Raw genomic sequence first — 25,918 nt, 5'->3', positions numbered from 1 at the left:
ACAACTCGTCCGGCACCATGCGCTCGACTATCACCACATGGTGCAGACTACTCAATGATCCAAATGAGACGACGTCTTAGGAACTCGGGCTGCCAGTGCTGGGATGGAAGCGATCTTCTCTGTGTCCAAGTGCTCCCACACCAGCCCGGTCGGCCGATGTGGTGACGGGCAGTGAATGACCTCGTCAGGGGTGACGATCAGGTTCACTCCGAAATCGTGATCGGTCGCTGGGAGATCCTCGTCCAGCACTTGGAGCGAGTGGACCGTGGACACGACCACCGTGCGATCGCTGATCAGCCCGGCCTCCATCAGGAACGCGAACTCAAGATCCGAATACCCGGCTCCCTTGCCGATGCGCACACCCGCCCGATTCACCGCAACGCTCCCGACGACCACCAAGTCGACGGGACGGAGATCCGCAACATCGACTCGCGGTGCCACGGCTGCCGAGGTCCGGCTGGAGGCTGCCTCCTGCGGGGGGACGGGAAGCACTGCGGGGTCGAGGAAGTAGAAGGGGCGCGGGTCGGCAAGTTTCGGCACCGCCATGAAGACGATTTTTCCCTCGGCGAGAGCGCGAGCGCGCACGGGCAGTTGGGCTTTGTCCGGCACGGCCTTAATGACACGTGCGTCATGCCAGGGCTTCAGTTCGGCGAGTCGCTCTGCGGCGGTTTCGGAGCCTTTGAAGTTCGGGATACGGCCATGAGCCGTTGTGTCGAGAACGGCACTCGACGCATCGAGCAGATCCCAGACCTTCTCGCGTACTTGCTGCTTTTCCTGGTCCATGCGGGTACGCATGCGGAGCTCCTTCATGCCTAGGTCATGCCGCTTCCATCAGCGCCATCAGTCGGTCCTGTGCGTCCTGCACCGCAGGTTCGTCACGCCATGGGCGCATCTCTCGGGCGGCCCGGAAGACGATGTTCATCCCACCGCCCCCGCGCGTGCCGTGCAGTTCGCTCACGGCGTCGTTGAACGCGGCGAGTGCGGCATCCAGGTCGCCGTCCCGGAGGCGGGTCAGAGTGAGGTTGCCGAGGACGATCGCCCGGGACTTGCATCGGTCCTGCAGGACGGCGGCGGTGTGAGCCAGGAGCTCTTCGGCTTTGCGATAGTCGCCGAGGGAGAGGTAACAGGAGCCGGCCAGGCGGCCGAAGTGAGTGGGGGAGAACAGTTCATGGGCCGCGTCCGCTCCGTGGGACTGGCTCAGGTGCCGTTCGGCGCCTGTGAGGGCGCGTTCGCACTCGCCTGCATCGCCCAGGTACGCGTGCGCCTCCGCAGCGTGCAGCATGGCGAGCCCCGTGATGACGTGACTGGTACACCGGGCGGTACGGGCTGCCTGGAGTGCCAAGTCCAGGCCTTCTTGGTAGTCGTTGGCCCCGTAGAGGGCCACGTAGCAGGTCCGTAAGAGGGCATGCCCTTCTGCGCTCGGGTCGCCAAGATAGCGAGCCACTTCGATGCTCTGCGCGTAGTACGAGCGAGCCGTGGTGTGCTCTCGCCGTTGGGACGCGTCCCAGACGAGTTGTCCCATGAGGGTTGCCGCATCCGCCTGAAGCATGAGCATCTCGCGCTGCACGCGCCCGGAGGGAGCTTCTCCGGCGAGGAAGGCGACCTGGCTCGCGTGTTCGGCGGCACGCGCCAGCAACGTCGCGGAGGGCACCCGGTCGTAGCGTTCAGTCAGGGAGTCCATGCTGTCGCGGATTTCAGCGACCGTCGAGAGATCGACACGGGACGGGTGGCGTATGGCGTGCTCCGCGCGATCGGCGAGTGGCTGCTCGTCGGTGGACGAGACCACAAGGAGTTCGGTCAGTCCTCCGCGCTCACTCGCAGCGTCTCCGCCAGTCGCGGCCGAATCCACGGCTGGGGCGCCGCCTTCCCCGACTCCCAGCGCGCAACGGTGGAGCGTTCCACACGCAGCGCCTCGGCGAGACTCTCCTGAGTGAGGCCTACTGCCCGGCGGCGGCGAGCCAGACCGTGCCGTTTCAGAGCCATGGAGCGATCTCCCCGCGTCGTTCCTCGCGATTTCTGGAGGCGACACCTCCCAGGTCATGCCCGGTGATGCGTCATGGATGCCTCATCCACGCGTCAATTCTGCTCTGGTCCGTGGCGACAGGGAGCGATTCCGTAGATCTCCACCAAGACGGACAGACGTGGAAACCCCGGCGAGGCGGGCTGGCCTCCCGGGGCGTGGCCGATCTGAGCAGGAGACCGACAATGCACCTTGTATCACGGGCACTTGCATGGGTGAGGGCAATGCTCTTCGGGCTGCCCGGCCCCCACCATCGCGCTGCACGCGGCACGGACACTGGCGTGGCCCTGGAAGCCGTCCCGGACCTGCCCGTTCGCCAGCCGTCCCCCGAGATGTGGGCTGCCATCCTCGCGAGCGCGCGTCGCCGCCGAGCCGCGCATCCGTGGCCGACCACCGAGTTGCCCGCGATTGCCGCCGATGACATCGCCAGCACCCTCGTCGGCGCCTATCTGCTCCCGCCCGAGGTGCGCCGACGCGCGCTGTTCACAGCGCCGTTCGCGGAGGTGAGCTGATGATCGACGGCCAGGTCGGGGTCGGGGCTGCCGGCGCCCCGAGATCCCCATGCTGCGCTCCTACCGGCTGTGGTTCGAGCACACCCGCAAGTGCGACGGCGGCTGCAAGCCTGCCCACAAGGCGCAGGAGGGGTGTGAGGCAGGACGGGAACTGTGGGGCGCGTACCGGTCGGCAGAGAGCGGTGTGGAGGTGCTCGGCCTCGGGGAGGGTGCAGCCCTCGACAGCCACCCCACATCAACAGCTATGAGAGGGCTGAGCGCGTGAGCTATGACCGAAACGCGGTTGCCGCGCCACCTTCGGGACTACGGCTCCTGCCTTGGGAGACCGACCCCGGCAAGCCGTGCTTCCTGTCCGCGGACGGCGCGGACGGCCCGCTGTCCCGGCTCGCAGACGAGATCGAGGAGGACCAACTCCGTGACGGCGACGAAGTTCTGACGGGCGCGAGAGCCGTTCTGGACGATCGCGAGGCGGGCGAGTACGCGTTACGGCGTGCGCTGCGGGCCGCCACGCAGGTACTCGGCGATGTGCTGCGGGTCGCCGACAGCAGGGGTGCGCGGTTGACTCAGTGCGGTGATGGCCCGTGACAGCGACCGACGTGCCTGCGCTGTCCGCCGAGTGCATACTGGCGCGCAAGCCTGGCTACGAGGACGTACACGCCCAGTGTCGGCAGCTCAGGGACGTACCGCTGCCGCACACCACGCGTGTCCTGCTCGTGGCCCGTTGCCGCTGCTCGTGCCATCGGCAGTCGATGGGCAAGGACCCCTTATGAGGGCGCTCACCGGCCTACTCCCACGTACCCGGCGGGGCTGCGGCGGCCAACGTCCGCGCGACGCCGTGATCCGGGAACTGGAAGAGGAAACGGGGCCGGTCGCAGGCAACGTTCATCTGCTTGCGGTCATCGACCCGCTGCCAGCGGTCGCCGCTGCGCGCATGCACTTGTTCCTCGCCACTGATCTGCGCACCGGTACTCAGCGCCGGGACGACACAGAGATCGCATGGCCATGCACTGGCGGATGCTGGAGGAGGCCATCGAGGCGGTCCGCGCCGGACTGATCACCGAGGCAGGAAGCGCCTGTGCTCTGCTCCTCGCTGGGCTTACAAGAGAGCGATTGCAAACACGATGAGCCCTCACCAGCCTCAGTCCGACCGCTGGTGATCCGGCTGCGAGCGCGGTGCTATTTCTGCGATCGGCCATGGTCAGCGTGCGTCCCTTCGGCGAGCAGCCGGAGAGCATCGTGGCGATTGTGGTCGCGGAGTTTCGTATCTGTCGGATTGCTGTGCAGACCGCCGAGGGTCGGATTGGAGCTGTGGGCAGCGGTCCCGGGACCGGGTTGTCATGGTGAAGGTGGAACGGCGGGGCGCTGGCAGAGGGGGCGGAGGCCGGGATGGACACGGTTGAGGTGCGTGGGGACGCAGCAGGGCTCGACGGGCTGCTTCGTGAGGTGAGACGTCAGGCATCCCGCGGAGCCGAGCCGGATGTGCGGGAGGTCCTGGACTGGCTGCACCGACACACCGGCGCGCACGTCGCGCTGGTCGCGGAGGACAGGGGCACGGTGGAGTCGTCCACCGCTGGATTTCCCCGGGAGATTCGGCGTTCGCTCGCTCCGCTGCTCGCGCGATTATCCGGCGGGCAGTTGGCCGCGGCCGCGACCCAGGCCGATGGGTGGAACGTGCACTGTGAGGTCCTCAGTGTGCATGAGTCGCGCCCGGTGCTGGTGGCTGCCGCTCGGTCGGTGCTGAGCCCGGAGGCCATCGCGGTGATCTCGCACACCGGCAGCGTCATCACGCTCCTGCGCCGTGCCGGGGACGGCGAGCGGACTTGGCGCGGCTTCCAGTACAAGGCGCGCCAGGTACGGTTCGCGGTGCTCCAGGCGCTGCTGGTGGGAGAGCCGACGCTGGCCCGCCGCATGACGACTGGTGCCGTTCCTCCGCTGCTGGAGGCCGACCGGCTGCGGGTCTATCTGCTGCACTGCCCGCCCGCCCACCGTGACGGGATCGTGCGGGCGTACCAGGATCCGTCCGGCTACCACGGCCGGGACCTGTTGGTGCACTGCCCCGTCTTCAAGGAACACCTGATCTGTCTCATCGCCGACGACGCCGACGACCGCGCTGCGGACGGCTCCCGCGGCCAGGCCGGTGGCCGGGGCGAGGGACTGCGCCGCCTGGTGCGCGACAACCCTGGCTACGCGCTGGGTGTCAGCGGCCCCCATTCGCTCGACACCACGGCCGGGGCCTACGGCCAGGCCGCCCACGCCCTGGCCGCCGCCCGCACCACGACCGGCCGTGTGGTCTCCTACCAGGGGCAGACGCCGCTGGATGGCGTCCTGCCCCGCCGACCCGCGCTCGCCTGGGCCCGTGATGTGCTGCGCCCGCTGGACTCCCTCCCGACGATCACCGTGGACATCACCCACATGCTCATGAGCATGCCCCGAGCGGCGGTGGCCCGGCTGCTCGACCTCAGCCGTAACACCGTCACCGCTCACATCAGACGTGCCGAACAGGCCCTCGGCCTGGACCTGGCTGATGTCCGCTCCCGCGCCGCCGTCCACCTGGCCCTCGCGGTCACCAGCGCATGCACTACCCCCGAAGCCGACGAACAGCAACCACCCACCGCCCTGGACGACTTGCTGCGCACCGAACGAGCCGCTGCATGGGCCCAGACTTTCCTCCGGCCGCTGACGGCCACGCAGCAGCACACCCTTCAAGCGTGGATCGACGCCAACGCCGACGCCCAGCAGGCGGCCCGCCACCTCGGCATCAGCCGCAACACCGTACGCGCCCACCTACGCGCCGCCGAAGCCCAACTCGGACGCGACTTGCTGACCACCGGCGCCGGCATCCACGACATCGTCCACGCCCTCCACGCCAGTGCCACCCGGTCCGTCTGAGCACCGTGCACAACCGGCGCCCGGAATTGAGCACCATGCACATTGGCCCGTGGGGACTGTGTCTTCTACGGTCGTGATGACGCCTCGGGGGCTCCACTTTCTGGAGGGGAAGTCACAGTATGAAGTCACGGGCGAGACACGCCATGTCCGAAGCAATCACCGCCGTCGGTGCGGCAACGCTGGCCACGATGACGCTCACGAGTGGAACGGCCGCCGCTGATTCGGGAATCCGCTGGTTGTATGAGGACTACCACCGTTGTGGCGGTCAGTGGATCTCTTCGAGCAATACCTTCCGTCTCAAGGACGCGCGGGAGGACCACTTCTCGTGCTACATCCCTTACTCGTTCAAGGCCGATCACAGACCGGAGTCCCGCGTTGCGCTGTCAGCCGACGTCGATCGCGGCTGGCACAAGTTCCCTGTGGCAAACCCCGAAGGCGACAAGTGGGTCTTCTTCAGGGTGTGCCACGAGGTCATCAGCGGCCCCGACAACTGTCTGGACTGGAAGCGGTACCGCACCTGACGTCCTCCGGTGACTGACCGGAGTCCGCCTCGTCGGCCAACGTACTGGTCCTCTCTCTGCAGCGCACTAGGGTGCGGCTCAGGAGGAGACCCAATTAGGCCGGTTGGCAGCCTCCATGGCCGCGGTGACCGCGCACCCATCTTCTGTACGACCTCTGTTTCGCCATCGGCGACTGGCGGGATCGATCCTTCGCCCATCCCCCGAACTGGCCTTGTGGACAACATTCGCCCGCACCCGCAGAAGCCACCTGGAAGAGGCGGAACCACAAGGACAAAACACGTAGAGGGAACTGCAAAGCCCTTTCTCGGAATCGCTGGCTCAGCCCAACGCATCAACCGACTCCATGGCAGCGGGCCAGGTCAGCACCAAGTCCGCTGCTGTATCAGCGAGTACTACTGACAGCCCTGGGAGTAAGAAATGGCAAGCAAGAAGACTATCGCGGCTGGGATTGGGACGTTGATGGCCGCGTTGGCGTCCCTGGCCGCCCCTGCATACGCGGACAGCGCCGCTTCCGCTGAGCAAACCTCACTGCAGATTCCTGTGGGATCGGTGGGCAGCTTCCCGGGGATGACGAGTACTGACTCAGATACCAGGACCAAGGCACGGCCGACCGGCTGCGATTACGGCACCGTGGGCGATTACGGGTCCCTGGCCTGGTGCGACCACGACAACGGAGGATCATGGCGGGCCATTGCCGTGTGCAAGAGCCCCAGTACCGGAAAGATCCTTTACGGATATGGCAATTGGACGAATGCCTACGTGTCACAGGCATTCTGCAACGGCGACAGCAAAGTACAGAGCGCCGGTATCGAAACCTCTACCAAGGACAACACCTGACCTCCGTAGGCATTGAAATAGTGAGGAGCTTCATCATGAAGAAGCGACTGTTGCCGCCAGCCGCCGGTGCCGCGCTGGCGATGGGCATCGTCACCGGGCTCCCGGCCGTGGCCAACGCCGTCCCGGCACCGACGGCAGTCCAGGAGGCCCCGGCACCGCTGGCCAAGGAGTGGCCGAAGGACTGCAGCTACGGCAAGTTCAAGGACATATTCAAGGGGGAGGGCACTGAGGCGTACTGCAAGTCCGGTGGAGGAAAGTTCAAGGCGTTGGTGCTCTGCAAGCCCTGGTCCGGGGGACCCATCGTCAACCGCGAGGCGCCGGTTTGGCAGACGGTCGGCAACGGTAAGCACTCGTACGTCTACTGCCCTCCCAACACCGTCTACTCGAGTTCGGGAATCATGACGAAGGCCGGCTGACCCCCTGATACGGATCGTCAAGGAGAGAGAAGCAGTTCGTACATGATCGAGGTGTCTGACGCCTCATCAGTGCGAACCGCGAACCCGGCTCGCCGGCGGGCGCAATCCCCAGCCCGGCTCAGTGCCCTGCTCGCCGAGTGCAAGATCGCTGTGCTCGCTGGCGCCACCACACCGGTCCCGGTCCCGCAGCATGCCGCCTCCTTCCCGAGAAGATCCGTAACCGACTCGGCCTGCGAGCCCGGCATCAGTCGCAACACCATTCGGGCCTACCCACGCACCACCGAAGCCTCAGCGTTGCCTGGGCCAGCTGAGCAGGAGGCCCAGCTGTCACCTGGAGTTGACCTGACTTCATGATTGGAACCGGACCAATGCGCCTCGTAATGAAGACCCTGGGCACATCCCTCGCCGTCGGCTGCGCCCTCGCCGGTGCGGCCGCACCGGCGCTTGCCGCCGGGCACAGCGACGCTGCCACGGCCGCGTGCCGGACCGAAGTACTCAACGGCCCCGGCGTACGGGCCACGCTCGACATCTGCACCACCGGCGGCACGACCCGCGTCACCGGCGGCCTCACGAGCACCGTCGACGACGGCAAGTGCACCCGGCTCACCGTAACGATCGGCCGCTACAGCGGAAGCTGGACGGTCTGCGACGGTGAGTCAGCCGACGTCGACACCGGATCCCACGTGGGGACCAGCACCACATACCGATTCGTCACCACGTAGCACGCAACCTGCACCGCGAGCGTCGGCCTCGGTGCAGCTTGCGACATGCAACCCGATTGGCGAACGGCAGAAGACCGCCGTGTACCGATCAGTTCCGAGCGCCGTGCACAACGGGCACGCAGAATTGAGCATCGTGCACATTGCTCCCCGGATAGGGCCACTTTTACGGTTCAGTGACGGACCTACTGCCGGCACGCGCCAGAATGCTTCAACTGAGGAGGAAGAGTAATGAGGCCGAAGAGGTGGATGAATTCCACTGGAGGAGCCCTGCTGCTGGCAGCCGCGGGTATCGTCGCAGCGCCGTCAGCACAGGCTGATGAGCAGGCTCCGACAGTGTCGGCTGACCTTCGGGGACCGTTTTTCGCGATGGAAACCAATGACAGCGGCCAGCAAGGAGGGGTAGTTTACTTCGAACCGGTCGGTGATGAAGTCTCCATATATGACCAGCAGTCAGACGGCAAGTACGTCCAACTCGACGTCTGGAACGCCACCCACGACCCGAACACCAAGGAATATAGGCTCTCAACAAAGGGCGACGATGAAGCGCACGCGGACGCATCAATGGGTCAACCGTGGAACATGGCTGAAGGTCACTGCTTCCGCTTCAGGATCAGGCTGGTGAGTCCCAATGGCGAGATCGTCGCCGGCAGTGCGGACTGGGCCAACTGGAGAAACAACGACGACTCCAGGCAGGAGTGTCCAGGAGTTGGCTGACATCTGCACCCGGTGAGGGGCCGGGTTCACCGCAGCACCGCCCGCGCGACGGATCGCGGCGGGCAATCGGGAAAGCTACTGCGCGTCGGGGCCGACGGTCATCTCACCGCCGGCCCCGACGCGCTACTGCTGGCCTCACATGGGCTGCTCGGCCCACTGGTGCGGCTCCACACATGCGGCGGCGGGAGTGGTGAACGCCATGGGCATTGACGATGACGGCATCTTCGGCTCGCCCACTGCGGCCAATTGGGCGGTAACAGCCGCCCTGACGAGCGCGTCGACCGCGGTTTCGGCCGCGGTGCCTCCGCCGCCGGAGCGTCATCGCCGACCGCTCGAAGGGGTCCCTGTTCCGGCGCGGCCGCGGCGACCGGCTCCGGCTGGACGAGTTCGTCCACCGTGCAGTTCAACGGCCGTGGTAGCCGTACCAGCCGCTTCAGGAACCCGTGCGTCCTCCAGTACTCATGACCCCGGTCCGCTTCTGAGGGACGGTAGAGGCGATGGGCGACATCGCGGAGGCGGCGAGAAGGGTGCAGGTGGCTGTTCACCGGAGCCAGGCACCCCGTTCAGTGCGGTGACGGTATCGGGTCCAGAGCGTTGCCGACGGTGCAGCCGCCCTTTCCGGGCATCCGCTGGATCCGGGGCGGCGCCCACACCTCGGTGGCGCCGGGGCCCACGCGGGCGAGAAGGCAGTCCTGGGCGTCGAAGCCGTTGCCCTTCACCGACAGCAGTACGCCGACCCGGCCGCCGTCCGCCTTCACCTCGGTACGGATCGCCGGATGCAGGTCCAGGGCGGCGAGCGTACGGCGCACCTCGGCTTCGTCCGCCCGGCCGCCGTCCGGGACCCGGGGAAGTTTCGCGCGGAGCTCCTCGTACGGCAGCCGGGGCGGTTCGGGGGGCGGGGCGAAGGTCAGCGGAGGGCCGTCCGGGCAGTCCACGTCACGAGGGTCCGCACGCCACTCCGACGCGGGCGACACCCGCAGCGCGAAACAGCGCCGTACGGTGACCTCTTGGGGGTCGAACCATCCGAGCCAGACGGTGGCCGGGACGACGGCGAGATTTCCTCGAGGGGTCGCCGGCCCCTTCCTGCGGGCAAAGAGGTCGCGTTCACCGGGGGCCTGGGCGGCGGGCGGTTCGGGCGGGTGTCACCGCGCCGATGCAAGCTCCCCGGTGAGCGGTAGGCCCGGATGCGCGCGGTTGCTGACGACGGCGAGCCGGGGACCGTCGGCGCCGTGGTGCCACTGCCCGCCGACCAGAGGGAGCAGGGCGATGTTGGGTGTCGGCCCCCGGCTCCAGTCGAGGCGCCCGGCGATGGTGTCGAGGCTGGTGCCGGCGAGTGCCGCCGCGACGGAGGCCCGGTCGGTGGGGTCGTCCGCGACGGCGAGAGCGTGGTGCGCCGTCTCCAGGAGGGCGTGAGCCAGGCCGAGGGGCTGGAGCCAGGCCGCTCCGGTGTCCTGCAGGTAGGCGTGGGCGAGCTCGGCACACGTGGTGCCGTCCAGGCTGGAGCGGTAGGGGTGGTCGGGGCTCCAGTAGACCAGGGTGGCCACGCCCGCATCCGCGAGTTCACCGTGGACGTCGGGGGCGGGCGTGGTGTGGGTGTGCGGGTAGGTCAGCCAGCGTGAGCAGGTGATCAGCCGCGGGCGCAGCCCTGCCTCGCGGGCCTGTCGGTGGAAGAGGGCGAGGTCGGTGGCGGTGGCGGCGCTGGTGACGAGGTCGGCGCCGTGTTCCCGCATGCGGCCGACCTGCGCGTGGAAGTCGTCGGCGGGTTCCCGATAGGCGCCCAGGTCGACCAAGGTGTGCCCGCGCGGGGACGTCACCGGGGCGAAGCCGTACCGGTCGTGACGCAGCAGGCCGCCCTGCAGGTCGTCGTTCCAGAGGCACCCGACGGCGCCCCGCCCGTCGACAAGCTCCCACAGGTCGGCGAAGACGGCCGCGATGTCGTCCAGGCCCCACGCGAAGTGGTACGTCCACCGGAAACGGTGCCCGGGCCCGGCGCCGCGTGTGTGGATGTACGCCTGCCAGGGGAACGTCGTCGACGCACAAGGGACCCGGGCCGCTTCGCAGGCGTTGGTGACGGCGGGCAGGACCCGGGTGCCGGCCATGGTGAGCACGACGTTCGCGCCGTCGGCGTCGGCCAGGTCGCGCACGGCCTGCCGGGCCGCGTCAGGATCCGAACGGCTGTCGCGCACGGCGATGGTCACGTCGTGGCGGCGGCCACCGTTGCGCACGTGCGCGAGCCGGGGTGCGAGCCTGCGCAGAACGTACGACAACGGTGACCCGAGAGGAGCCAGTCGGCCCGTCAACGGCGCAACTACGCCCACACACAAGGAAGTCGACGACATCGTGACCCCTCTCATCGCTGGTGTGGCTGCTCAGCGGCCGGAGCGGTCGACAGTGACGCAGGTGGTCTGGCTGAACACGGCCACCGTCTCGTTGCCGCAGTTGTTGCTGTGTCCCGAGGCGTTCCGGGCGAAGAGCAGGTTGGACAGGACGCCGCCGCTGGGGCCCGCCTGGTCGCCGCCCCCCTTGCCGTCGTCCTCGGTCACACACGTGCGCTCCTTGAAGAGCGCCACCTTGCCCGCCCCGCAGAGGTTGGCGTGGCCGGAGGAGTTCCGGCCGGAGAGGTTGGACAGCACACCGCCCGCCCCCGCGTCGCCGTCACCGGCATCGGCCGTGGCCATACCGGCGGGAACAGCCATGAGCATCCCCACGATCGAGGCCACTACCGCCGTGCGCCGCGTGCCGTACATCTGTGTCGGTTTCCTTTCGCTGGATCGGTTGTCCGGCTGTACCGGCCGGAGCACTCTGAACTAACGACACGTAGGAAGATCGGTACGGCCTGTGAAGGGTGAATGATCTGCGGGACCGTTGATCGGGTACTCCGATGGGATGCTCAGTGCCCCCGATCCTCCTGCCCCTCGCCCTGCTCGTCGGTCGGCTGATTCCCTGCGCGCCGCGCCGCGGAGACATCGCGCATCGCCAGCAGGAACCGGCGCACCGTGGCCAGCTCGCCCTCGTCGAAGGACCGCATCTCGGCGACCATCTCCTCGATCAGCGGCCCGAAGAACGACCAGCCCAGGGTGACGGCCTCGTCCCGCACGACCAGCAGCACCCGTCGGCGGTCGCGGGTGTCCCGTTCCCGGCGCACGAGCCCCAGCCGCTCCAGGCGGTCGACCAAGGCCGTGGTCGACGCCGAGTTCACGCCCAACTGCCGTCCGAGCCACCCAGGAGTGGCGTCCACGCCCTCCCGACGGGCGTCCAGAAGGTGGATCAGCGCGCGCACATCCGTGGCGTGAAGGCCGTTGCGGGCGGCGAACCCGGCGGCGAAGAGGTCCAGTTCCACGGTGACGGCCCGCAGCAGATGGACCAGTTGGAGGCCGGGGTCCTGGTCGTCCATGCTCATGCTCCCGTAATATCTCGATCGTCGAGATTATCGACAGTCGAGCAATCATAGGCGGGGGCGGGAACATGGATCACGACGGGACCGTGGATCACGACGGGAGCGTGGATCACGAGGCGGTCTTCCACGCGGCATACGACGCCGTCCTGCGGCGCTGGCCCGCGGACGTGCACAGCGTCGACGTTCCGACCTCCCCCTACGGCACCACCCGCGTCCAGATCTGCGGCCGGCAGGACGGCGCTCCAGTCGTGCTGCTGCCCGGGGGCGGGGCGACCTCGGTGGTCTGGTTCGCCAACGTCAAGGACCTGGCCGCCGCCCATCGGGTCTACGCCGTCGACCTGATCGGCGACATCGGCCGCAGCGTGCACGACGGGGCGCCGCTGCGGGGCGCCGGCGACCTGGTGGCATGGCTCGACTCGCTCTTCGACGAGCTGGGCCTGGACGGGGCGCACCTGTGCGGCCACTCCTACGGCGCCTGGATCGCCCTGAACTACGCGCTGCACGCGCCCCGACGGCTCGGCAGGCTCGCGCTGCTCGACCCGACCAACTGCTTCACCGGCATGCGCCCGCGCTATCTCATGCACGGGCTGCCGACCCTCCTGCGGCCCACCGCCGAGCGCATCCGGGCCTTCCACCGGTGGGAGACCGGCCGCGACCCCGAGGACCCCGTGTGGCGGGCGTTCCTGGACAGCACCGCGGGCGCCCGGCGATCGAAGGTCGTCGCCATGCGGCGCCCCAAGGCACGGGACCTGAGGGCCTGCACCGTTCCGGCCCTGGTGCTCCTGGCAGAACGCAGCCGGGCTCACGACGCGCGACGTGCGGCAGCCGCGGCACGCCGGCTCCTGCCCGAGACAGGCGTCGTCACCCTGCCCGACGCCTCCCACCACTCGCTCCCCACCGAGCGACCGGCCGAACTCAACCGCCTGTTGGCCGAGTTCCTGGCGTGAGCACCGGCGACCGCCACCGGGCAACTGATGCCTCAGAGCCAACGAGAAACTCCAGCACCCTCAGAAAGTCAACACCCCCCGCGCCACCTTCCCCGCCCCCGCATCCGCCACCGCCTTCTCGAAGTCCTCCACCGGATACGTCTGCGTCACCAGCTCGTCCAGCAGCAGCCGCCCGGCCCGATACAGCTCGGCGTACAGCGCGATGTCCCGCTGCGGCCTCGAAGACCCGTACCGGCAGCCCAGGATCGACTTGTCCAGGTACATGGAGGACACGAGGAAGGACGCCTCGGCCGTGGCCGCCGGCACCCCGAGCAGTACGGCCTGCCCATGCCGGTCGAGCAGATCGACGGCCGCCCGGATCAGCTCGACCCGCCCCACGCACTCGAAGGCGTGGTCCGCCCCCGTCGGCAGCAGTTCGCGCACCCCCTCCGCCGACGTCAGGAAGTCCGTCGCCCCGAACTGCCGTGCCACCGCCTCCTTCGCCGGATTGGCGTCCACCGCCACGATCCGCAGCGCCCCCGCGATCCGGGCCCCCTGGATGACGTTGAGCCCGATCCCGCCGGCGCCGATCACGACCACCCGGTCCCCGCGGTCGACCCGCGCCCGGTTCAGCACGGCGCCCACACCCGTGAGCACCCCGCACCCGATCAGCGCGGCGGACGACAGCGGAATGTCCCTCGGAATCCGAACCGCCTGCACGGCCTTCACCACGGTCCGTTCCGCGAAGGCGGAGTTGGACGCGAACTGGAACACCTTCTGCTCACCCCGCCGGAACGGCCGCCCCGGCCGCCCTATGGCCTGTCGGCACATGGTCGGCCGCCCACGGTCGCATTCGGCACACACACCACAGTTGGCCAGCGTGGACAGGGCCACATGGTCCCCGGGCTCGACATGGGTGACCCCCACACCCACCGCCTCCACCACACCCGCGCCCTCATGGCCCAGCACCACAGGAACAGGGAAGGGTATGGTCCCGTCCACCACGGACAGATCGCTGTGACACAGCCCGGCCGCCGAGATGGCCACCAGCACCTCACCGGGCCCCGGGTCCCGCACCTCCAGATCGTCCACGACCTCGACCCGCTTGCCGTCGTACATCACTGCGCGCATCAGACGACCCCCTTGGGCTCCCTGGGCAGGCCGAGCACCCGCTCGGCGATGATCGTGCGCTGAACCTGGTCAGAGCCCCCGTAGATCGTGTCGGCACGGGAGAAGAGGAACAGATGCTGCAGGGCGTCGAGTTCATACGGTGACGAGGGCGCCCACTCCCGCGGCCCCACGCTCGCCCCGGCCCCCCGCACCTGCATCGCCAGCTCCCCGAGCCGCTGATGCCAGCCGGCCCACAGCAGCTTGGCCACACTGGGCGCCCCCGCGTCCCCGGCTCGCCCCAGCGTGCGCAGCGCGTTCCACCGCATCACCCGCAACTCGGCCCACTGCCGCACCAGCCGCTCCCGTACGACCGGATCCCGCACGGCACCGGAGCGCACCGCGTCCGCCACGACCCGCCCCAACTCCCCCGCGAAGCCGATCTGCTGGGCAAGGGTCGACACCCCCCGCTCGAACCCGAGCAGACTCATCGCGACCTTCCACCCCGCGCCCTCGCCGCCGACGACATGCTCCGCGCGCGCCTGTGCGCCGTCGAAGAACACCTCGTTGAAGTCGCTGGTCCCGGTCAGCTGCCGAATCGGCCGCACCTCGATACGCCCCGGCTGATCCATCGGAACGAGCAGAAAGCTCAGGCCATGATGACGACGCGACTCCGCCTCGGTGCGCGCCAGCACGAAACACCAGTCGGCCTCATGCGCGAGGGAGGTCCAGATCTTCTGACCGGTGACCCGGTACGTCCCGTCCGGCCCGCGCTCGGCCTTGGTACGAACCCCCGCGAGGTCCGACCCCGCCCCGGGCTCGCTGTACCCCTGACACCACAGCTCCTCACCGAGGGCAACGGGCGGAAGAAACCTGGCCTTCTGCTCCGCGCTCCCATGCGCGAGCAGGGTCGGCGCCAGCAGATTCTCCCCGATGTGCCCCGACCGCGCCGGCGCCCCCGACCGCGCGTACTCCTCGGCCCACACCACCTGCTGAGTGAGGGTGACGCTCCGGTTCCCGTACCCGCCCGAACCCCACCCGATCCCGATCCACCCGGCTTTCCCGAGGGTCCGTTCCCAGGTACGACGGTCCGACGCCCCTTCGACATGCCCGGAGAGCCAATCCCGAGCTTCCCTGCGGAAAGCCTCATCCTCGGCGGTGAACCCAAAGTCCACGGCGACCTCCAAAAGCGACGGTCAGAATCCCCACCTCAGGGGCGCGGGGCTGTGTCAATATGCGGCTCCGCCGCGTGGGCGCGACCAGCCCCAAACAACCCGCGGCCGCCCTCCCAGAACACCCCCCGAGCTCTTAGGCGTTAGGCCGCGACCCCTCCCGCGCCGCCCTCTCCATCGCCTCCACCCGCCCCAGCATCGGCATCGGATCCACCCCCACAGACCCCGGCAAACACTCCGCGATCCGCTCAGCCGTCCAGGAACCGTCGGCATACACAGAACGCAGCTCCCGAGGCTGCGCCCACACCGCGATCTTCGGCCCCGCGACGGTGTACACCTGCCCCGTGACCCCCTGCTCCCGAGCCGCGTCGGACAGCAGATACACCACCAGGGCCGCCACATCCTCCGGCTCCCCGATCTCCGCCAGCTCCATGGGCACGTTGGCCGACATCCGCGTACGAGCGACCGGCGCGACGGCATTCGCGGTCACCCCGTACTTGTGCAGGCCCAGCGCAGCGCTCCGCACGAGTGAGATGATCCCGCCCTTCGCCGCGCTGTAATTCGCCTGCGACACCGACCCTTGATGATTCCCGCTCGTGAACCCGATCAACGTCCCCGCCCGCTGCCTGCGCATCACGGCCGACGCCGCCCGGAACACGGTGAACGTCCCCTTCAGATGAGTGGCGACCACCGGATCCCACTCCTGCTCGGTCATGTTGAACAGCATCCGCTCGCGCAGGATCCCGGCGACGCACACGACCCCGTCGATGCGCCCGTAGGCCGACACCGCCGTATCCACGACCCGCTGCCCGCCCGCCATCGTGGAGATGTCGTCGGCCACGGCCACCGCCTCCCCGCCCGCCGCCTCGATCTCCTTGACGACGGCTTCGGCGACCTCGCTGGTGGGCGAGGCGCCGTCCATGGAGACGCCGTAGTCGTTGACGACGACCCGCGCCCCTTCGGCGGCGGCCGCGCGCGCCACCGCCCGCCCGATCCCCCGCCCGGCACCCGTCACGGCGACGACCTTGCCTGCCAAGAAGTTCCCCACGCCCCGGCCCCTTCCCGCAGTTTCTGACGGTCCGTTAGATTCTCCTCAGATTCTACGACCCGTCAGATACGCGGAGACAAGCCCCCGGGGAGGACCGATGTCACTGCCGGCCGCGTTCCACGAGATCGCCAAGCGCGTGAACAACTGGGGCCGTTGGGGTTCCGATGACGAGATCGGCACCCTGAACCTGGTCACCGACGAGGTCGTCCGCGAGGCGGCCGCCTGTGTCCGCACCGGCCGTCGCGTCCCGCTCGCCCTGCCGCTACAGCAAGACGGCGTGCAGACCGGGATGATCCCCGGGCGCGTCAATCCGCTGCACGCCATGGTGCAGATCAACCAGGAGCTCTTCGGGCCGGGAACCGTCGCGTGCAGCGACGACGCGGTGACCATGGGGCTGCAGGCGGCCACCCACTGGGACGCGCTCACCCATGTCTCGCACTCGGGCAGGCTCTACAACGGCCGACCGGCCGACACCATCACCGCGCACGGCGGCGCCGAGTTCAGCGGCATCGACAAGGCGCGGCACATCGTCTCGCGCGGGGTGCTGCTGGACGTGGCACGCGCGCGTGGCGTCGCCCGGCTGGACGGGGGGCACGCGGTCACCCCGGACGACCTGGAGGCGGCGGAGGAACTCGCGGGCACGCGCGTGCGTGCCGGTGACATCGTGCTCGTACGCACGGGGCAGATCCAGGTCTATCTCGCCGGGGACAAGCACGCGTACGGCTATCCCTCGCCCGGTCTGTCGATCCGCACTCCGGAGTGGTTCCACGCGCGCGATGTGGCGGCCGTCGCGAACGACACCCTCACCTTTGAGATATTTCCGCCCGAGACCGAGGATCTGTGGCTGCCGGTGCACGCGCTCGACCTGGTGGAGATGGGGATGCTCCAGGGGCAGAACTGGAATCTCGAAGAGTTGTCCACAGCCTGTGGAGAAGAGGGCCGCTACGCGTTCCTGCTGTCGGCGATGCCCGAGCCCTTCGTCGGCGGCACGGGGACTCCCGTCGCGCCGGTGGCCGTGCTCTGACGCTCCGGCACGCCGCCAACACCCCGATGCCCGGGGCCCATGAGGTCGGCTGGCGGCGCGGCTCCCCCAGCTGTCGGCCACGCCCGATCGGGGAGGCGCCCCATCCGCCCCGAGCACGTCGCCGCGCGCCGCCATCCGACTCCGGCGTACCCTCCCGACCTCTCCTGCCCCTGGGAGGGACCGACGCCGAATCACGACCCACGCTCGGCGAGGGCTTCCGTCACCGAAGTCCTCGTCGTCCCCTCGCGGCGAATCGCTGAGCACAAGCGTGATCAACCGGACACGCCGCGTCAACACCCACTCGGAGATTTGTTACTTACGCCCTATTTACGGGAGCCGCGCACGGGAGCATGCACGGGCGCACCGACACTTACCGGCCTGAACGGGACAGCGCTTTCTGCAACCGTGCACCGGGTCCGGCGCAAATGCCGCGCCGTGCGCCGTCACACCGCCTCGTACGCGAGCCCTTCGTAGGCCGAGGCCCCGCTCCCGTAGGCGGCGGCGCCCGCCGACTGCGCGCCGCGGTCCAGTTCGCACCAGATCCGCTTGCCGGCGCCCTCGGAGCACCAGCCCCAGCGGTCCGCGAGTCCGTCGACGAGGGCGAGTCCGCGACCGCCCGTGGCGTCGCCGTCGACACACCGGGGCACGGGCGCGCGGCCGCTGCGGTCGGCCACCTCGAGGCGAACGGTGGTGTCGTCCTGGGCCGCTCCCGGCAGGGACAGCCGCACCACGGCCGGACAGCCGGTGTGCACCACGGCGTTGGTGACCAGTTCGGAGACGAGCAGGATCAGCGTCTCGGCGAGCGGCTCGTCGGCACCTATCCCGGACCCGGCGAGCCGCGAGCGGGCCCACCGCCGGGCTCGCCCCACCTCAGCGGGGTCGGGCCGGATCTCCAGCACTTGAAGCACCTGCACCGCTCACACCATCCGAACCGGCGGACACTTGACCCCGCGCCTCACGAGGGCCACGATCCTAGCCATTTTTTTCATGGCCAGAACAATGGCCAAAGCCAGGGTCACGGAACGTGAATCCCTTGGCTGACAGCATGGTTGACGTACAGTCACCCCAACAAGCGCTTCGGGCATATTCCAGCGTGAAGGAGTACCCGTGCGGCATACTGTGCGACGCTTGTCGCGGGGAGTCGAACAGGCGGGGACGGACCGCCCTCCCGCCTTGCGAGCAACGGCGCGCACCGCCGGATCCGGAGCCGCCTCAAGGGCCACTCCGGCATGGCTCGTGCTCGGAACCACTCGCATCCCACACAAGGTACCGGAGCGGACCGCCGACTCCAGGCCGTGACGAGTCACGCGTAGGACACAACCCGATATCAACGCTCCGTAATTCCGGTATGCCACAATCCGCGACATCCGCGCGGAGGCCGTCGGAGACGCCGCAGACCAGAGGCGAATCAGACCGGCTCGGCGAGAAGCTCGACCGCCATCCGCTCCTCACTTTCCGTAGCCAAGCCCGTACGGTACGTCCGCACCCATGTGCGCTTCAGATGCAGATGGAGCTCGAACTCCCAGGTGAATCCCATGCCGCCGTGCACCTGGAGGCAGTCGCGGGCGCCGCGCACCGCGGCCTCGTCGGCGAGCAGCCGCGCGGTGTCGATGTCGGCCGGGTCGGCCGTGACGGCCGCCGCGTACACGGCGGCGCGGGCCGTCTCCGTGCGCACCAGCATCTCCGCGCACAGATGCTGCACCGCCTGGAACGCCCCGATCGGCCGCCCGAACTGCTCGCGGGTCCGGGCGTGTTGCGCGGCCAGCTCGCACACGCGTGTGGCGCTGCCCAGTTGTTCGGCGGCGGTGAGGAGTACGGCGGCGGGGTCGACGTCGGCGGCCGCGGGCACCCGGTGCAGGGGCGTCAGCGGATCGACCGACCTCAGCGGTACGGCCCCTGCCGCCTCCCCTCGTACGACGTCCGCCTCCGCCAGCCACTCCACCAGCCCGCATCCGCCGACGTCGGCCACGACCGTCTCCCCGTCGGCCGCGCCCGGCACGTCCCCCGCCGCGAGATGGGTGGCCACCAGCGGCCCCGGCAGCAGTGCCCGGCCCGCCTCCTCGAAGGCCAACACCGCCTCGGGCAGCCCCAGTCCGACGCCGCCCCGCCCCTCCGGCAGTCGCAGCGCGAAGAACCCGGCCGCGCCCAGCTCCCGCCACAGCGCCCGGTCCAGGCGGCCGGGCTCGTCGACGGCGGCCCGCAGCGCCTCGGGGCCGAAGCGCCGCGTCAGCAGCTCCCGTACGCCGTCACGCAACGCCCGCTGGTCCTCGGTCAGTTGGAAACGCATGCGTCACCGCCCTTTCGGCAGCCCGAGGATCCGCTCGGCCACGATGTTCCGCTGGATCTGCGAGGTGCCGGCGGCGATGGTGTACGACAGCGAGGACAGGCGGTCGAGCGTCCATGGGCGGTCGAGGTCGAGCGAGGCCGGCCCCAGGACGTCGGCGGCGGTGTCGTAGAGCTCCTGGCGGGCGTGCGAATACCTCAGTTTGAAAACCGAACCCCCGACCCCGGGCACGCCGCCCACGGCTTCCGCCTCGCTCACGTTCCACTGCGTCAGCCGCCACAGCGCCCGGAACTCGGCGTTGAGCCGCCCCAGCCTCCGCCGTAGCGCGGGGTCGCCCCAGCGGCCGTTTCCGCGGGCTTCGGCGGCGAGTTCGCGCAGCACGCGGCGGCAGGCGACGACCTCGCCCACGAAGGCCGTACCGCGCTCGAAGGACAGGGTCACCATCGTCACGCGCCAGCCGTCGTTCTCGTCCCCGACCCGGTTGGCCACCGGCACCCGCACCTCGTCGAGGAACACCTCGGCGAACTCGGCGGATCCGGCGAGGGTCTTCAGCGGCCGTACGGTGATGCCCGGCGCGTCCATGGGCATCGCCAGCCAGGTGATCCCCCGGTGCTTGGGGGCGTCGGGGTCGGTGCGCACCAACAGCTCGCACCAGTCGGCCACTTCGGCGTGGGAGGTCCAGATCTTGGACCCGCTCACCACATAGTCGTCGCCGTCCCTACGCGCGCGCGTGCGCAGCGCCGCGAGGTCGGATCCGGCGTCCGGTTCGCTGAAGCCCTGGCACCAGACCTCCTCGCCGCGCAGGATCGGCGGCAGCCAGCGCGCCCGCTGCCCGTCGGTGCCCTCGGCGGCGATGGTCGGCCCCGCGTGCAGCAGGCCGACGAAGCCGGCGCCCACATAGGGCGCGCCCGCCTTCTCGGTCTCCTCCAGGAAGATCAGGCGGACGCTCGGCGAGCCGTCCCAGTGGACGTCCCCGTACCCGGCGTCGTAGAGCATCCGCTGCCAGCCGAGGTCGTAGGCGCGGCGGCCCGGCCAGTCGTCGGGGGACGGCTTGGGCGGCAGGGTGGGGAGCGCCTTGGCCAGCCACTCCCGCAGCTTCGCCCGGAATTCCTCCTGTTGCGGCGTGTACGTGAGGTCCATCCACCACCTGCCTGACGATCCGTCAGATTTACTCGCAGGCTAGCCCCGCACCCCTGGACCGACAAGGCACCGGGCCCTACGCTCTCCGCACGATCTGACACACCGTCAGCCATTGGGGGTTGTCGTGAACGACACCGCGCACGCCCTGAGTTCCTCCCGCACCCTCTGGGACCTGCTCGCCGACCGCGCCGAGCGCACCCCCGACCGTCCGGTCCTCCTCCAGGACGAGCGCTCCCTGTCCTTCGGTCAACTGCGCACGCGTGCCGAGCGCGTCGCGGCCGGCCTGTACGACATGGGCGTACGCCCCGGCACGGTCGTCGCCTGGCAGTTGCCCACCCGCATCGAGACGGCGCTGCTGTCCTTCGCGCTGGCCCGCCTCGGTGCCGTGCAGTCGCCGGTCATCCCGTTCTACCGGGACCGCGAAGTCGGCTTCGCGCTGCGGGAGTCGAAGGCGGAGTTCTTCGCGGTGCCGGGCGTGTGGCGGGGCTTCGACCACGCGGAGATGGCGCGACGACTGGGCGCGAAGGGGATCTTCGAGGCGTACGACACCCTGCCCGACGGCGATCCGTCGATCCTGCCCCCGCCGCCCGTCGAGGGCACCTCGGTGCGCTGGATCTACTGGACCTCGGGGACGACGTCCGACCCCAAGGGCGTCCTGCACACCGACCGCTCACTGATCGCAGGCGGCTCCTGCCTGGGGCACGCCCTGCGCCCGACCCCCGCCGACGTCGGCTCGATCGCCTTTCCCTACGCCCACATAGGCGGCCCCGACTACCTGGTGATGGTGCTGCTGTACGGCTTCCCCGCCGTGCTGTTCGAGCATTTCGCGCTGCCGGACGCGCTGGCGGGCTTCCGCCGGCACGGGGTGACGATCGCGGGCGGGTCGACGGCGTTCTACTCGATGTTCCTGGCGGAGCAGCGCAAGCACTCGGGTGGCGGAAAGGTTGTGCCCTCGCTGCGGCTGCTGGCGGGCGGCGGGGCGCCGAAGCCGCCGGAGGTTTATCACGCGGTGGTGCGCGAGATGGGGGTGCAGCTCACGCACGGCTACGGCATGACCGAGGTGCCGATGATCACCATGGGCGCGCCGGACGACACGGCACAGAACCTGGCGACGACGGAGGGGCGGCCCCCGGAGGGGATGGAGATACGGATAGTCGAGGGGGAGGTGCGGCTGCGCGGGGAGGCGGTGTGCCGGGGGTATCTGGACCCGGCGCAGACGGCGGCGGCCTTCGACGACGAAGGTTTCCTGCGCACCGGCGACCTCGGACATCTGACGGACCGCGGTCATCTGGTGCTGACCGGCCGCCTGAAGGACGTGATCATCCGCAAGGGCGAGAACATCTCGGCCAAGGAGATCGAGGATCTGCTGCACCGGCATCCGGCGGTGGGGGACGTCGCCGTGATCGGGCTGCCGGACGCCGAGCGCGGGGAACGGGTCTGCGCGGTCGTGGAGCAGCCGGCCGGGGCCGGGCCGCTCACGCTTCGGGCCGTGACGTCGTATCTGCGCGGGGAAGGGCTGTCGACCCACAAGCTGCCGGAGCAACTGGAGGTGGTGGACGCCCTTCCGCGCAACGAGACCCTGCGCAAGGTGCTCAAGTACAAGCTCAGGGAGCGGTTCTCGGAAACGGGCTGAGGATCACTCGGGAACGGTGAAGTAGCGGGCGAACGCCGTCACGATCTCGCCCTCCGCCACCTTGCCGTCGCCGTCCGTGTCGAGCGTGCCGGCGGCCGCCTGCGCGATGTCCTGCCGCACTCCGAGGCAGACCAGCACGCGCGCGGTGTCGGTGACGGTGGCGGCTCCGTCGCCGTCGGAGTCGGCCACGGCGAGGGCGGCGTGCAGGAAGGGGCGGGCGATCTCGGCGAACCGGTCCGGGTTGTCGCGCAGCCGCTTGACCGCGCCGTTGACGAACTCCTCGCGGGTGATCCGCTGGTCGCCGTCCCGGTCCGCGATCCCGGCCATGCCCTGCCAGAACGCCTCCGCGCCGATGTAGAGGGCCTGGCCCTTGTCGGAGCGGGCGGTGGTGCCGAACTCCGCGAGCAGCGCCTTGGCCGCCGCGCTGAAGTCCTCACGGTCGATGTAGCCGTTGCCGTCCTGGTCGAAGGTGGCGAACCGGGCCGCGATCCTGCGCTCGTACTCGCTGCTGACCATGTCTTGTCGGGCCGCCTTACGTCGTGGGGTGCGTCTGCCACGGGAGCGTACGACGCGCGGGGCCCTCCGGGCGCGGAAAAGCGGCGGTTGTGCCAAGACCGGGGGAATTTCGGGACAACAATGTGAACGACGTGAACGACGTAGCGAACCGGTCGCCGGACGGGTCCGCTCGGTTCGGATCAGGCCGACAGCGGGTCGGCCTCGTCCGCGACCGCCGTCGCCAGGTCCGGGTGGACGTCGAACAGCCGGCGTACCCCCAGCGCGCCCAGGACCCGGTTGACGTGCGACCCCTCCGCCGCGCCCTGGGCCGGGAGTATCAGCCGCAGGCTGCCCTGGCAGGAGCGGATCAGACGGCGGGCGGCGATGAGGACGCCGACGCCGCTGGAGTCGCAGAACATGACCTCGGAGAGGTCGAGGACGAGGCTGTGCCGTCCCTCGGCCACCACGTCGTGAATGTGCTGACGCAACCCCGGCGAGGTCACCAGATCCAGCTCACCCGACACCTGGAGCACGGCCCAGTCGCCCCGCTCGCCGCCGGTCACTTTGAACGTCACCACCATGCCCCTCGCTCGCTGAAACGGAAGCCACACCTACGCTTCCTTGCAGCGCGGCTGCCCAGCGGCTGTTCCCTGAAACACCCTCCAGAAAACGGTCACCGATCAGAAAAGGCTTGTTTCCATCGCATTCGATCCTGTTCGATCATGTCTGATCATGCCGTGACCGGGTAGCGGAGCGGGAACGGCGCCCGGCAACGACGCCCGGCCGGGTCCTCTATCACGAGTGCGAGGTGTGTCACCAGCCATGGCTCTCCAAGGGGCGCACATTGCGACGAAGGGGCGTGCGCGGCCGGACGTGCCGACTACATTCGGGGGGACGGCAGACGCACGCTGGACAGGACGGACCAGTGAGGGGGGCCAGATGGCGAAGAAGGACGCACCGCCCCGCTGGGACCGCAAGATGCAGCAGCGGCTCGCACGCGGCGAGGCGGCCGCGCTCGGCGAGCTCTACGACCGCTTCGCCTCCCTCGTGCACGGCCTCGCCCACACCGTGCTGGGCGACGAGCGAGCCGCCGACCACATCACCCGCGACGTCTTCGCCCACGTCTGGGAGCACCCGGACAGCTACGACCCCAAGCAGGGCCCGCTGCGCTCCTGGGTCGCCACCCTGACCCACCGCCTCGCCGTGCAGCGGCTGCGCGCCACCGAGACCGCCGCCCTCGCCCGGGCCGGCCAGGGCTGCACGGAGGAGCTGGAGCGCAAGGTGCGGCACGCCTCGGTCGCCGCCCGCGCCGACTACATCGTCCAGTCCATGCCCGCACCGCTGCGCGCCGCGCTCGAGCTGGCCTATTTCCAGCGCCGCGACTACCGCCAGACCGCCGCCGACCTCGGCGTCACCGAGGACGAGGCCCGCCGCCGGCTGCGCCTGGGCCTGCAACTGCTGGCCACGGCCCACGACGCCGGAACGGCCCCCGGGGCGCCGCCGGGATACGGGGGTGCGGTGTGAACGAGCCCGGGCGGTACGAGGCGTACGACGAGCACGAGGGGCCGGGCGATCACGCACGTCACGGGGACGAGAAGCCGTACGGCGAGGCAGGCCACGGGGATGAGAAGCCGTACGGCGACGCGCATCACCAGGACCACCAGGACCGTGAGGAGACCGGCCCCGCGGACACCCCCCGCGGCCCCGACGGCATGAACAGCGGCAACGGCGACGACCGGCACCCCACCCCGAAGCCCGGCCCCGACCGGCCGCCCCGCATACCCCTGCCCCGCGCCTCCGTCGAGGACACCGGGCACCCGCTGCCCGATCCGGCACCGCGCCCCGCCCCGCTCGTCCTGGAGCACCGTGTCCTGAAGGCGCTCCTCGGCGCGTGGGCGCTGGCCGCCTGCTCGCCGGAGGAGACGGCGGCCGTCGAGGAGCACCTCGGCGACTGCGGCTCCTGCGCCGACGAGGCGCGCCGGCTGCGCGAGGCCGTCGGCCTGCTGCACCCCTCCGAGAGCCTCGACCTCGACCCGTCGCTGCGCGCCCGCGTCCTCGACGGCTGCCTGGAGCGGCGCCCGCCGCGCATCCCGGTGCCCGCGTGGGCGGCGCCGTACGACGCCGAGACGGCCCGCCTCGACGCGCTGCTCCAGGACTTCGGGGACGCCGAGTGGCACGCGCCCGTGCGGCTGCGGTGGTTCCGCAAGGACGAGCCGACGAGCCGCCGTACGACCGTCGCCGGGGTGATCGCGCATCTGCTGACGGTCGACGGGCTGGTGGCTCTCGCGCTGGGCCTCCCGGACCCGATGGGCGACGTGGCCGCGGACCGGCCGACCCCCGCCGGGCGCACGGAGGCGTACTGGCGGGCCTCGCACTACCCGCCGACGCGCGCCGTGCGCGCACCCTGGCGGGAGCAGAGCCACGACCTGGTCCGCACGGTGTCCTTCACGGGCGGCGGCACCGGCGGGCTCTGCGTCCCGTACGGCGACTTCGAGCTGCCGCTGCACGACGCGATGCTGGACCGCGCCTTCGAGTGCTGGGTGCACGCGGAGGACATCGCCGAGGCGGTGGACTACCCCTACGAGGCGCCGTCCGGCAACGACCTGCACCAGTTGGTCGACCTGGCGGCCCGCCTGCTCCCCACGGTCCTGTCGGCCCGCCGCCGCGCGGGTCTGGCGGCACCGCCGCCGGCAGGCCGGCACCTTGTCCCTGCGGGCGAGCCCGGCCGCAGCCTGCGGCTGGAGATCGAGGGGTCGGGGGGTGGAGAGTGGCTGATCCCGCTGGACTCCCCGGCGGCGGTGGGCTCCGCCGAGCACGAGGTGGCGCATGTGGCCCTGGACGGCGCGGAGTTCTGCCGACTGGCGGCGGGTCATGTGCCGCCGGAGGAGGCGGCGGCGGGGCAGGTCGGGGATCGGGCCGCGATCCGGGACGTACTGTTCGCGGCGGCGAGCCTGAGCCGGATGTAGGGGATGGTTGGGGATTCGTCGGCGGCTGCGGGTTGGTTGTGGTTGCTCGCGCAGTTCCCCGCGCCCCTACAGGTACGTCCACTGCACGTACTTAA

General features: G+C 69.8%; 29 protein-coding genes. 14 read left to right on the top strand and 15 right to left on the bottom strand.

The window, feature by feature from the left end:
- Positions 1–51: 51 nt before the first annotated feature.
- From ACP4J3_RS34415 to ACP4J3_RS34405, 3 genes are read right to left on the bottom strand one after another with little or no spacing between them, the layout of a single operon-like run.
- Positions 52–795, bottom strand: a complete 744-nt coding sequence (locus ACP4J3_RS34415) for a 5-formyltetrahydrofolate cyclo-ligase (protein ID WP_426540215.1) — start codon at positions 793–795, stop codon at positions 52–54.
- Between the two features lie 22 nt (positions 796–817).
- Positions 818–1,849 carry a transcriptional regulator gene (locus ACP4J3_RS34410; RefSeq protein WP_426540214.1) on the bottom strand — a complete coding sequence of 344 codons (1,032 nt, stop codon included), beginning with the start codon at positions 1,847–1,849 and terminating at the stop codon, positions 818–820.
- A complete protein-coding gene (locus tag ACP4J3_RS34405) occupies positions 1,798–1,983 on the bottom strand; it encodes a helix-turn-helix transcriptional regulator (RefSeq protein ID WP_426540213.1) in 186 nt (61 codons plus the stop codon). Before ACP4J3_RS34405 ends, ACP4J3_RS34410 begins: the two co-directional genes overlap by 52 nt.
- A 318-nt stretch (positions 1,984–2,301) precedes the next feature.
- Here ACP4J3_RS34405 and ACP4J3_RS34400 point away from each other — a divergent pair, with 318 nt between their 5' ends.
- The 9 genes from ACP4J3_RS34400 to ACP4J3_RS34360 all read left to right on the top strand — a co-directional run bounded on the left by ACP4J3_RS34400 (position 2,302) and on the right by ACP4J3_RS34360 (position 8,631).
- The gene (locus ACP4J3_RS34400; protein ID WP_426540212.1) at positions 2,302–2,532 is read left to right on the top strand and encodes a hypothetical protein; all 231 of its coding nucleotides are present in this window, start codon (positions 2,302–2,304) and stop codon (positions 2,530–2,532) included.
- A 261-nt stretch (positions 2,533–2,793) separates the two neighbouring features.
- Positions 2,794–3,117 (top strand): hypothetical protein, encoded by a 324-nt coding sequence (locus ACP4J3_RS34395; protein WP_426540211.1) that lies wholly within the window; start codon positions 2,794–2,796, stop codon positions 3,115–3,117.
- Positions 3,107–3,586 (top strand): NUDIX domain-containing protein, encoded by a 480-nt coding sequence (locus ACP4J3_RS34390; protein ID WP_426540210.1) that lies wholly within the window; start codon positions 3,107–3,109, stop codon positions 3,584–3,586. Before ACP4J3_RS34395 ends, ACP4J3_RS34390 begins: the two co-directional genes overlap by 11 nt.
- 332 nt (positions 3,587–3,918) lie before the next feature.
- Positions 3,919–5,421, top strand: coding sequence for a helix-turn-helix domain-containing protein (locus tag ACP4J3_RS34385; protein WP_426540209.1), 1,503 nt, complete (start codon positions 3,919–3,921; stop codon positions 5,419–5,421).
- A 143-nt stretch (positions 5,422–5,564) separates the two neighbouring features.
- The gene (locus ACP4J3_RS34380; protein WP_426540208.1) at positions 5,565–5,942 is read left to right on the top strand and encodes a hypothetical protein; all 378 of its coding nucleotides are present in this window, start codon (positions 5,565–5,567) and stop codon (positions 5,940–5,942) included.
- Between the two features lie 417 nt (positions 5,943–6,359).
- Positions 6,360–6,779 carry a hypothetical protein gene (locus ACP4J3_RS34375; protein WP_426540207.1) on the top strand — a complete coding sequence of 140 codons (420 nt, stop codon included), beginning with the start codon at positions 6,360–6,362 and terminating at the stop codon, positions 6,777–6,779.
- A 35-nt stretch (positions 6,780–6,814) separates the two neighbouring features.
- Entirely contained in the window at positions 6,815–7,195 is a 381-nt protein-coding gene (locus tag ACP4J3_RS34370) for a hypothetical protein (protein ID WP_426540206.1), read from the top strand.
- 368 nt (positions 7,196–7,563) lie between these two features.
- On the top strand, positions 7,564–7,917 hold the full coding sequence (locus ACP4J3_RS34365; protein ID WP_426540205.1) for a hypothetical protein: 354 nt from the start codon (positions 7,564–7,566) through the stop codon (positions 7,915–7,917).
- Between the two features lie 228 nt (positions 7,918–8,145).
- Positions 8,146–8,631 (top strand): hypothetical protein, encoded by a 486-nt coding sequence (locus tag ACP4J3_RS34360; RefSeq protein ID WP_426540204.1) that lies wholly within the window; start codon positions 8,146–8,148, stop codon positions 8,629–8,631.
- Positions 8,632–9,194: 563 nt separating this feature from the next.
- On the opposite strand, the gene ACP4J3_RS34355 is transcribed toward ACP4J3_RS34360, so the two are convergent.
- The 4 genes from ACP4J3_RS34355 to ACP4J3_RS34340 form a co-directional block, all read right to left on the bottom strand.
- On the bottom strand, positions 9,195–9,566 hold the full coding sequence (locus tag ACP4J3_RS34355; RefSeq protein WP_426540203.1) for a hypothetical protein: 372 nt from the start codon (positions 9,564–9,566) through the stop codon (positions 9,195–9,197).
- 207 nt (positions 9,567–9,773) lie between these two features.
- A complete protein-coding gene (locus tag ACP4J3_RS34350; RefSeq protein ID WP_426540202.1) occupies positions 9,774–10,970 on the bottom strand; it encodes an ABC transporter substrate-binding protein in 1,197 nt (398 codons plus the stop codon).
- 30 nt (positions 10,971–11,000) lie between these two features.
- On the bottom strand, positions 11,001–11,378 hold the full coding sequence (locus ACP4J3_RS34345) for a hypothetical protein (RefSeq protein ID WP_426540201.1): 378 nt from the start codon (positions 11,376–11,378) through the stop codon (positions 11,001–11,003).
- 143 nt (positions 11,379–11,521) lie between these two features.
- Entirely contained in the window at positions 11,522–12,025 is a 504-nt protein-coding gene (locus ACP4J3_RS34340) for a MarR family transcriptional regulator (RefSeq protein ID WP_426540219.1), read from the bottom strand.
- Between the two features lie 71 nt (positions 12,026–12,096).
- Between ACP4J3_RS34340 and ACP4J3_RS34335 the strand changes: the two genes are divergently transcribed.
- On the top strand, positions 12,097–12,975 hold the full coding sequence (locus ACP4J3_RS34335; RefSeq protein ID WP_426540200.1) for an alpha/beta fold hydrolase: 879 nt from the start codon (positions 12,097–12,099) through the stop codon (positions 12,973–12,975).
- 60 nt (positions 12,976–13,035) lie between these two features.
- Here ACP4J3_RS34335 and ACP4J3_RS34330 read toward each other — a convergent pair whose 3' ends face one another.
- The 3 genes from ACP4J3_RS34330 to ACP4J3_RS34320 all read right to left on the bottom strand — a co-directional run bounded on the left by ACP4J3_RS34330 (position 13,036) and on the right by ACP4J3_RS34320 (position 16,281).
- Positions 13,036–14,085 carry a Zn-dependent alcohol dehydrogenase gene (locus ACP4J3_RS34330; RefSeq protein ID WP_426540199.1) on the bottom strand — a complete coding sequence of 350 codons (1,050 nt, stop codon included), beginning with the start codon at positions 14,083–14,085 and terminating at the stop codon, positions 13,036–13,038.
- The gene (locus ACP4J3_RS34325) at positions 14,085–15,236 is read right to left on the bottom strand and encodes an acyl-CoA dehydrogenase family protein (protein WP_426540198.1); all 1,152 of its coding nucleotides are present in this window, start codon (positions 15,234–15,236) and stop codon (positions 14,085–14,087) included. The genes ACP4J3_RS34330 and ACP4J3_RS34325 overlap by 1 nt, the downstream gene beginning before the upstream one ends.
- Positions 15,237–15,369: 133 nt before the next feature.
- Positions 15,370–16,281: an SDR family NAD(P)-dependent oxidoreductase gene (locus tag ACP4J3_RS34320; protein WP_426540197.1), complete on the bottom strand. Its 912-nt coding sequence runs from the start codon at positions 16,279–16,281 to the stop codon at positions 15,370–15,372.
- A 97-nt stretch (positions 16,282–16,378) separates the two neighbouring features.
- Between ACP4J3_RS34320 and ACP4J3_RS34315 the strand changes: the two genes are divergently transcribed.
- Complete coding sequence (locus ACP4J3_RS34315) at positions 16,379–17,305, top strand: cyclase family protein (protein WP_426540196.1); 927 nt, start codon at positions 16,379–16,381, stop codon at positions 17,303–17,305.
- Positions 17,306–17,748: 443 nt separating this feature from the next.
- Here the strand turns inward: ACP4J3_RS34315 and ACP4J3_RS34310 are convergent, their stop codons facing one another.
- The 3 genes from ACP4J3_RS34310 to ACP4J3_RS34300 form a co-directional block, all read right to left on the bottom strand.
- Positions 17,749–18,219, bottom strand: coding sequence for an ATP-binding protein (locus ACP4J3_RS34310; RefSeq protein ID WP_426540195.1), 471 nt, complete (start codon positions 18,217–18,219; stop codon positions 17,749–17,751).
- Positions 18,220–18,713: 494 nt separating this feature from the next.
- Positions 18,714–19,592, bottom strand: a complete 879-nt coding sequence (locus ACP4J3_RS34305; RefSeq protein WP_426540194.1) for an acyl-CoA dehydrogenase family protein — start codon at positions 19,590–19,592, stop codon at positions 18,714–18,716.
- Positions 19,593–19,595: 3 nt separating this feature from the next.
- On the bottom strand, positions 19,596–20,729 hold the full coding sequence (locus ACP4J3_RS34300) for an acyl-CoA dehydrogenase family protein (protein ID WP_426540193.1): 1,134 nt from the start codon (positions 20,727–20,729) through the stop codon (positions 19,596–19,598).
- A 124-nt stretch (positions 20,730–20,853) separates the two neighbouring features.
- Here ACP4J3_RS34300 and ACP4J3_RS34295 point away from each other — a divergent pair, with 124 nt between their 5' ends.
- Entirely contained in the window at positions 20,854–22,362 is a 1,509-nt protein-coding gene (locus ACP4J3_RS34295) for a class I adenylate-forming enzyme family protein (protein ID WP_426540192.1), read from the top strand.
- A gap of 3 nt (positions 22,363–22,365) precedes the next feature.
- Here the strand turns inward: ACP4J3_RS34295 and ACP4J3_RS34290 are convergent, their stop codons facing one another.
- Positions 22,366–22,878 (bottom strand): EF-hand domain-containing protein, encoded by a 513-nt coding sequence (locus ACP4J3_RS34290; RefSeq protein ID WP_426540191.1) that lies wholly within the window; start codon positions 22,876–22,878, stop codon positions 22,366–22,368.
- A 179-nt stretch (positions 22,879–23,057) separates the two neighbouring features.
- Positions 23,058–23,438, bottom strand: coding sequence for an STAS domain-containing protein (locus tag ACP4J3_RS34285; RefSeq protein WP_426540190.1), 381 nt, complete (start codon positions 23,436–23,438; stop codon positions 23,058–23,060).
- A 358-nt stretch (positions 23,439–23,796) separates the two neighbouring features.
- Between ACP4J3_RS34285 and ACP4J3_RS34280 the strand changes: the two genes are divergently transcribed.
- Entirely contained in the window at positions 23,797–24,381 is a 585-nt protein-coding gene (locus ACP4J3_RS34280; RefSeq protein ID WP_426540189.1) for a sigma-70 family RNA polymerase sigma factor, read from the top strand.
- Between the two features lie 188 nt (positions 24,382–24,569).
- On the top strand, positions 24,570–25,823 hold the full coding sequence (locus ACP4J3_RS34275; protein ID WP_426540218.1) for a zf-HC2 domain-containing protein: 1,254 nt from the start codon (positions 24,570–24,572) through the stop codon (positions 25,821–25,823).
- Positions 25,824–25,918 lie beyond the last annotated feature (95 nt).

Origin of the sequence: Streptomyces sp. UG1, assembly GCF_049974585.1 — a bacterium.
GTDB lineage: Bacteria > Actinomycetota > Actinomycetes > Streptomycetales > Streptomycetaceae > Streptomyces.
The sequence above is the reverse complement of the archived record's forward strand: the minus strand, read 5'-3'. Positions and strand labels throughout refer to the sequence as shown.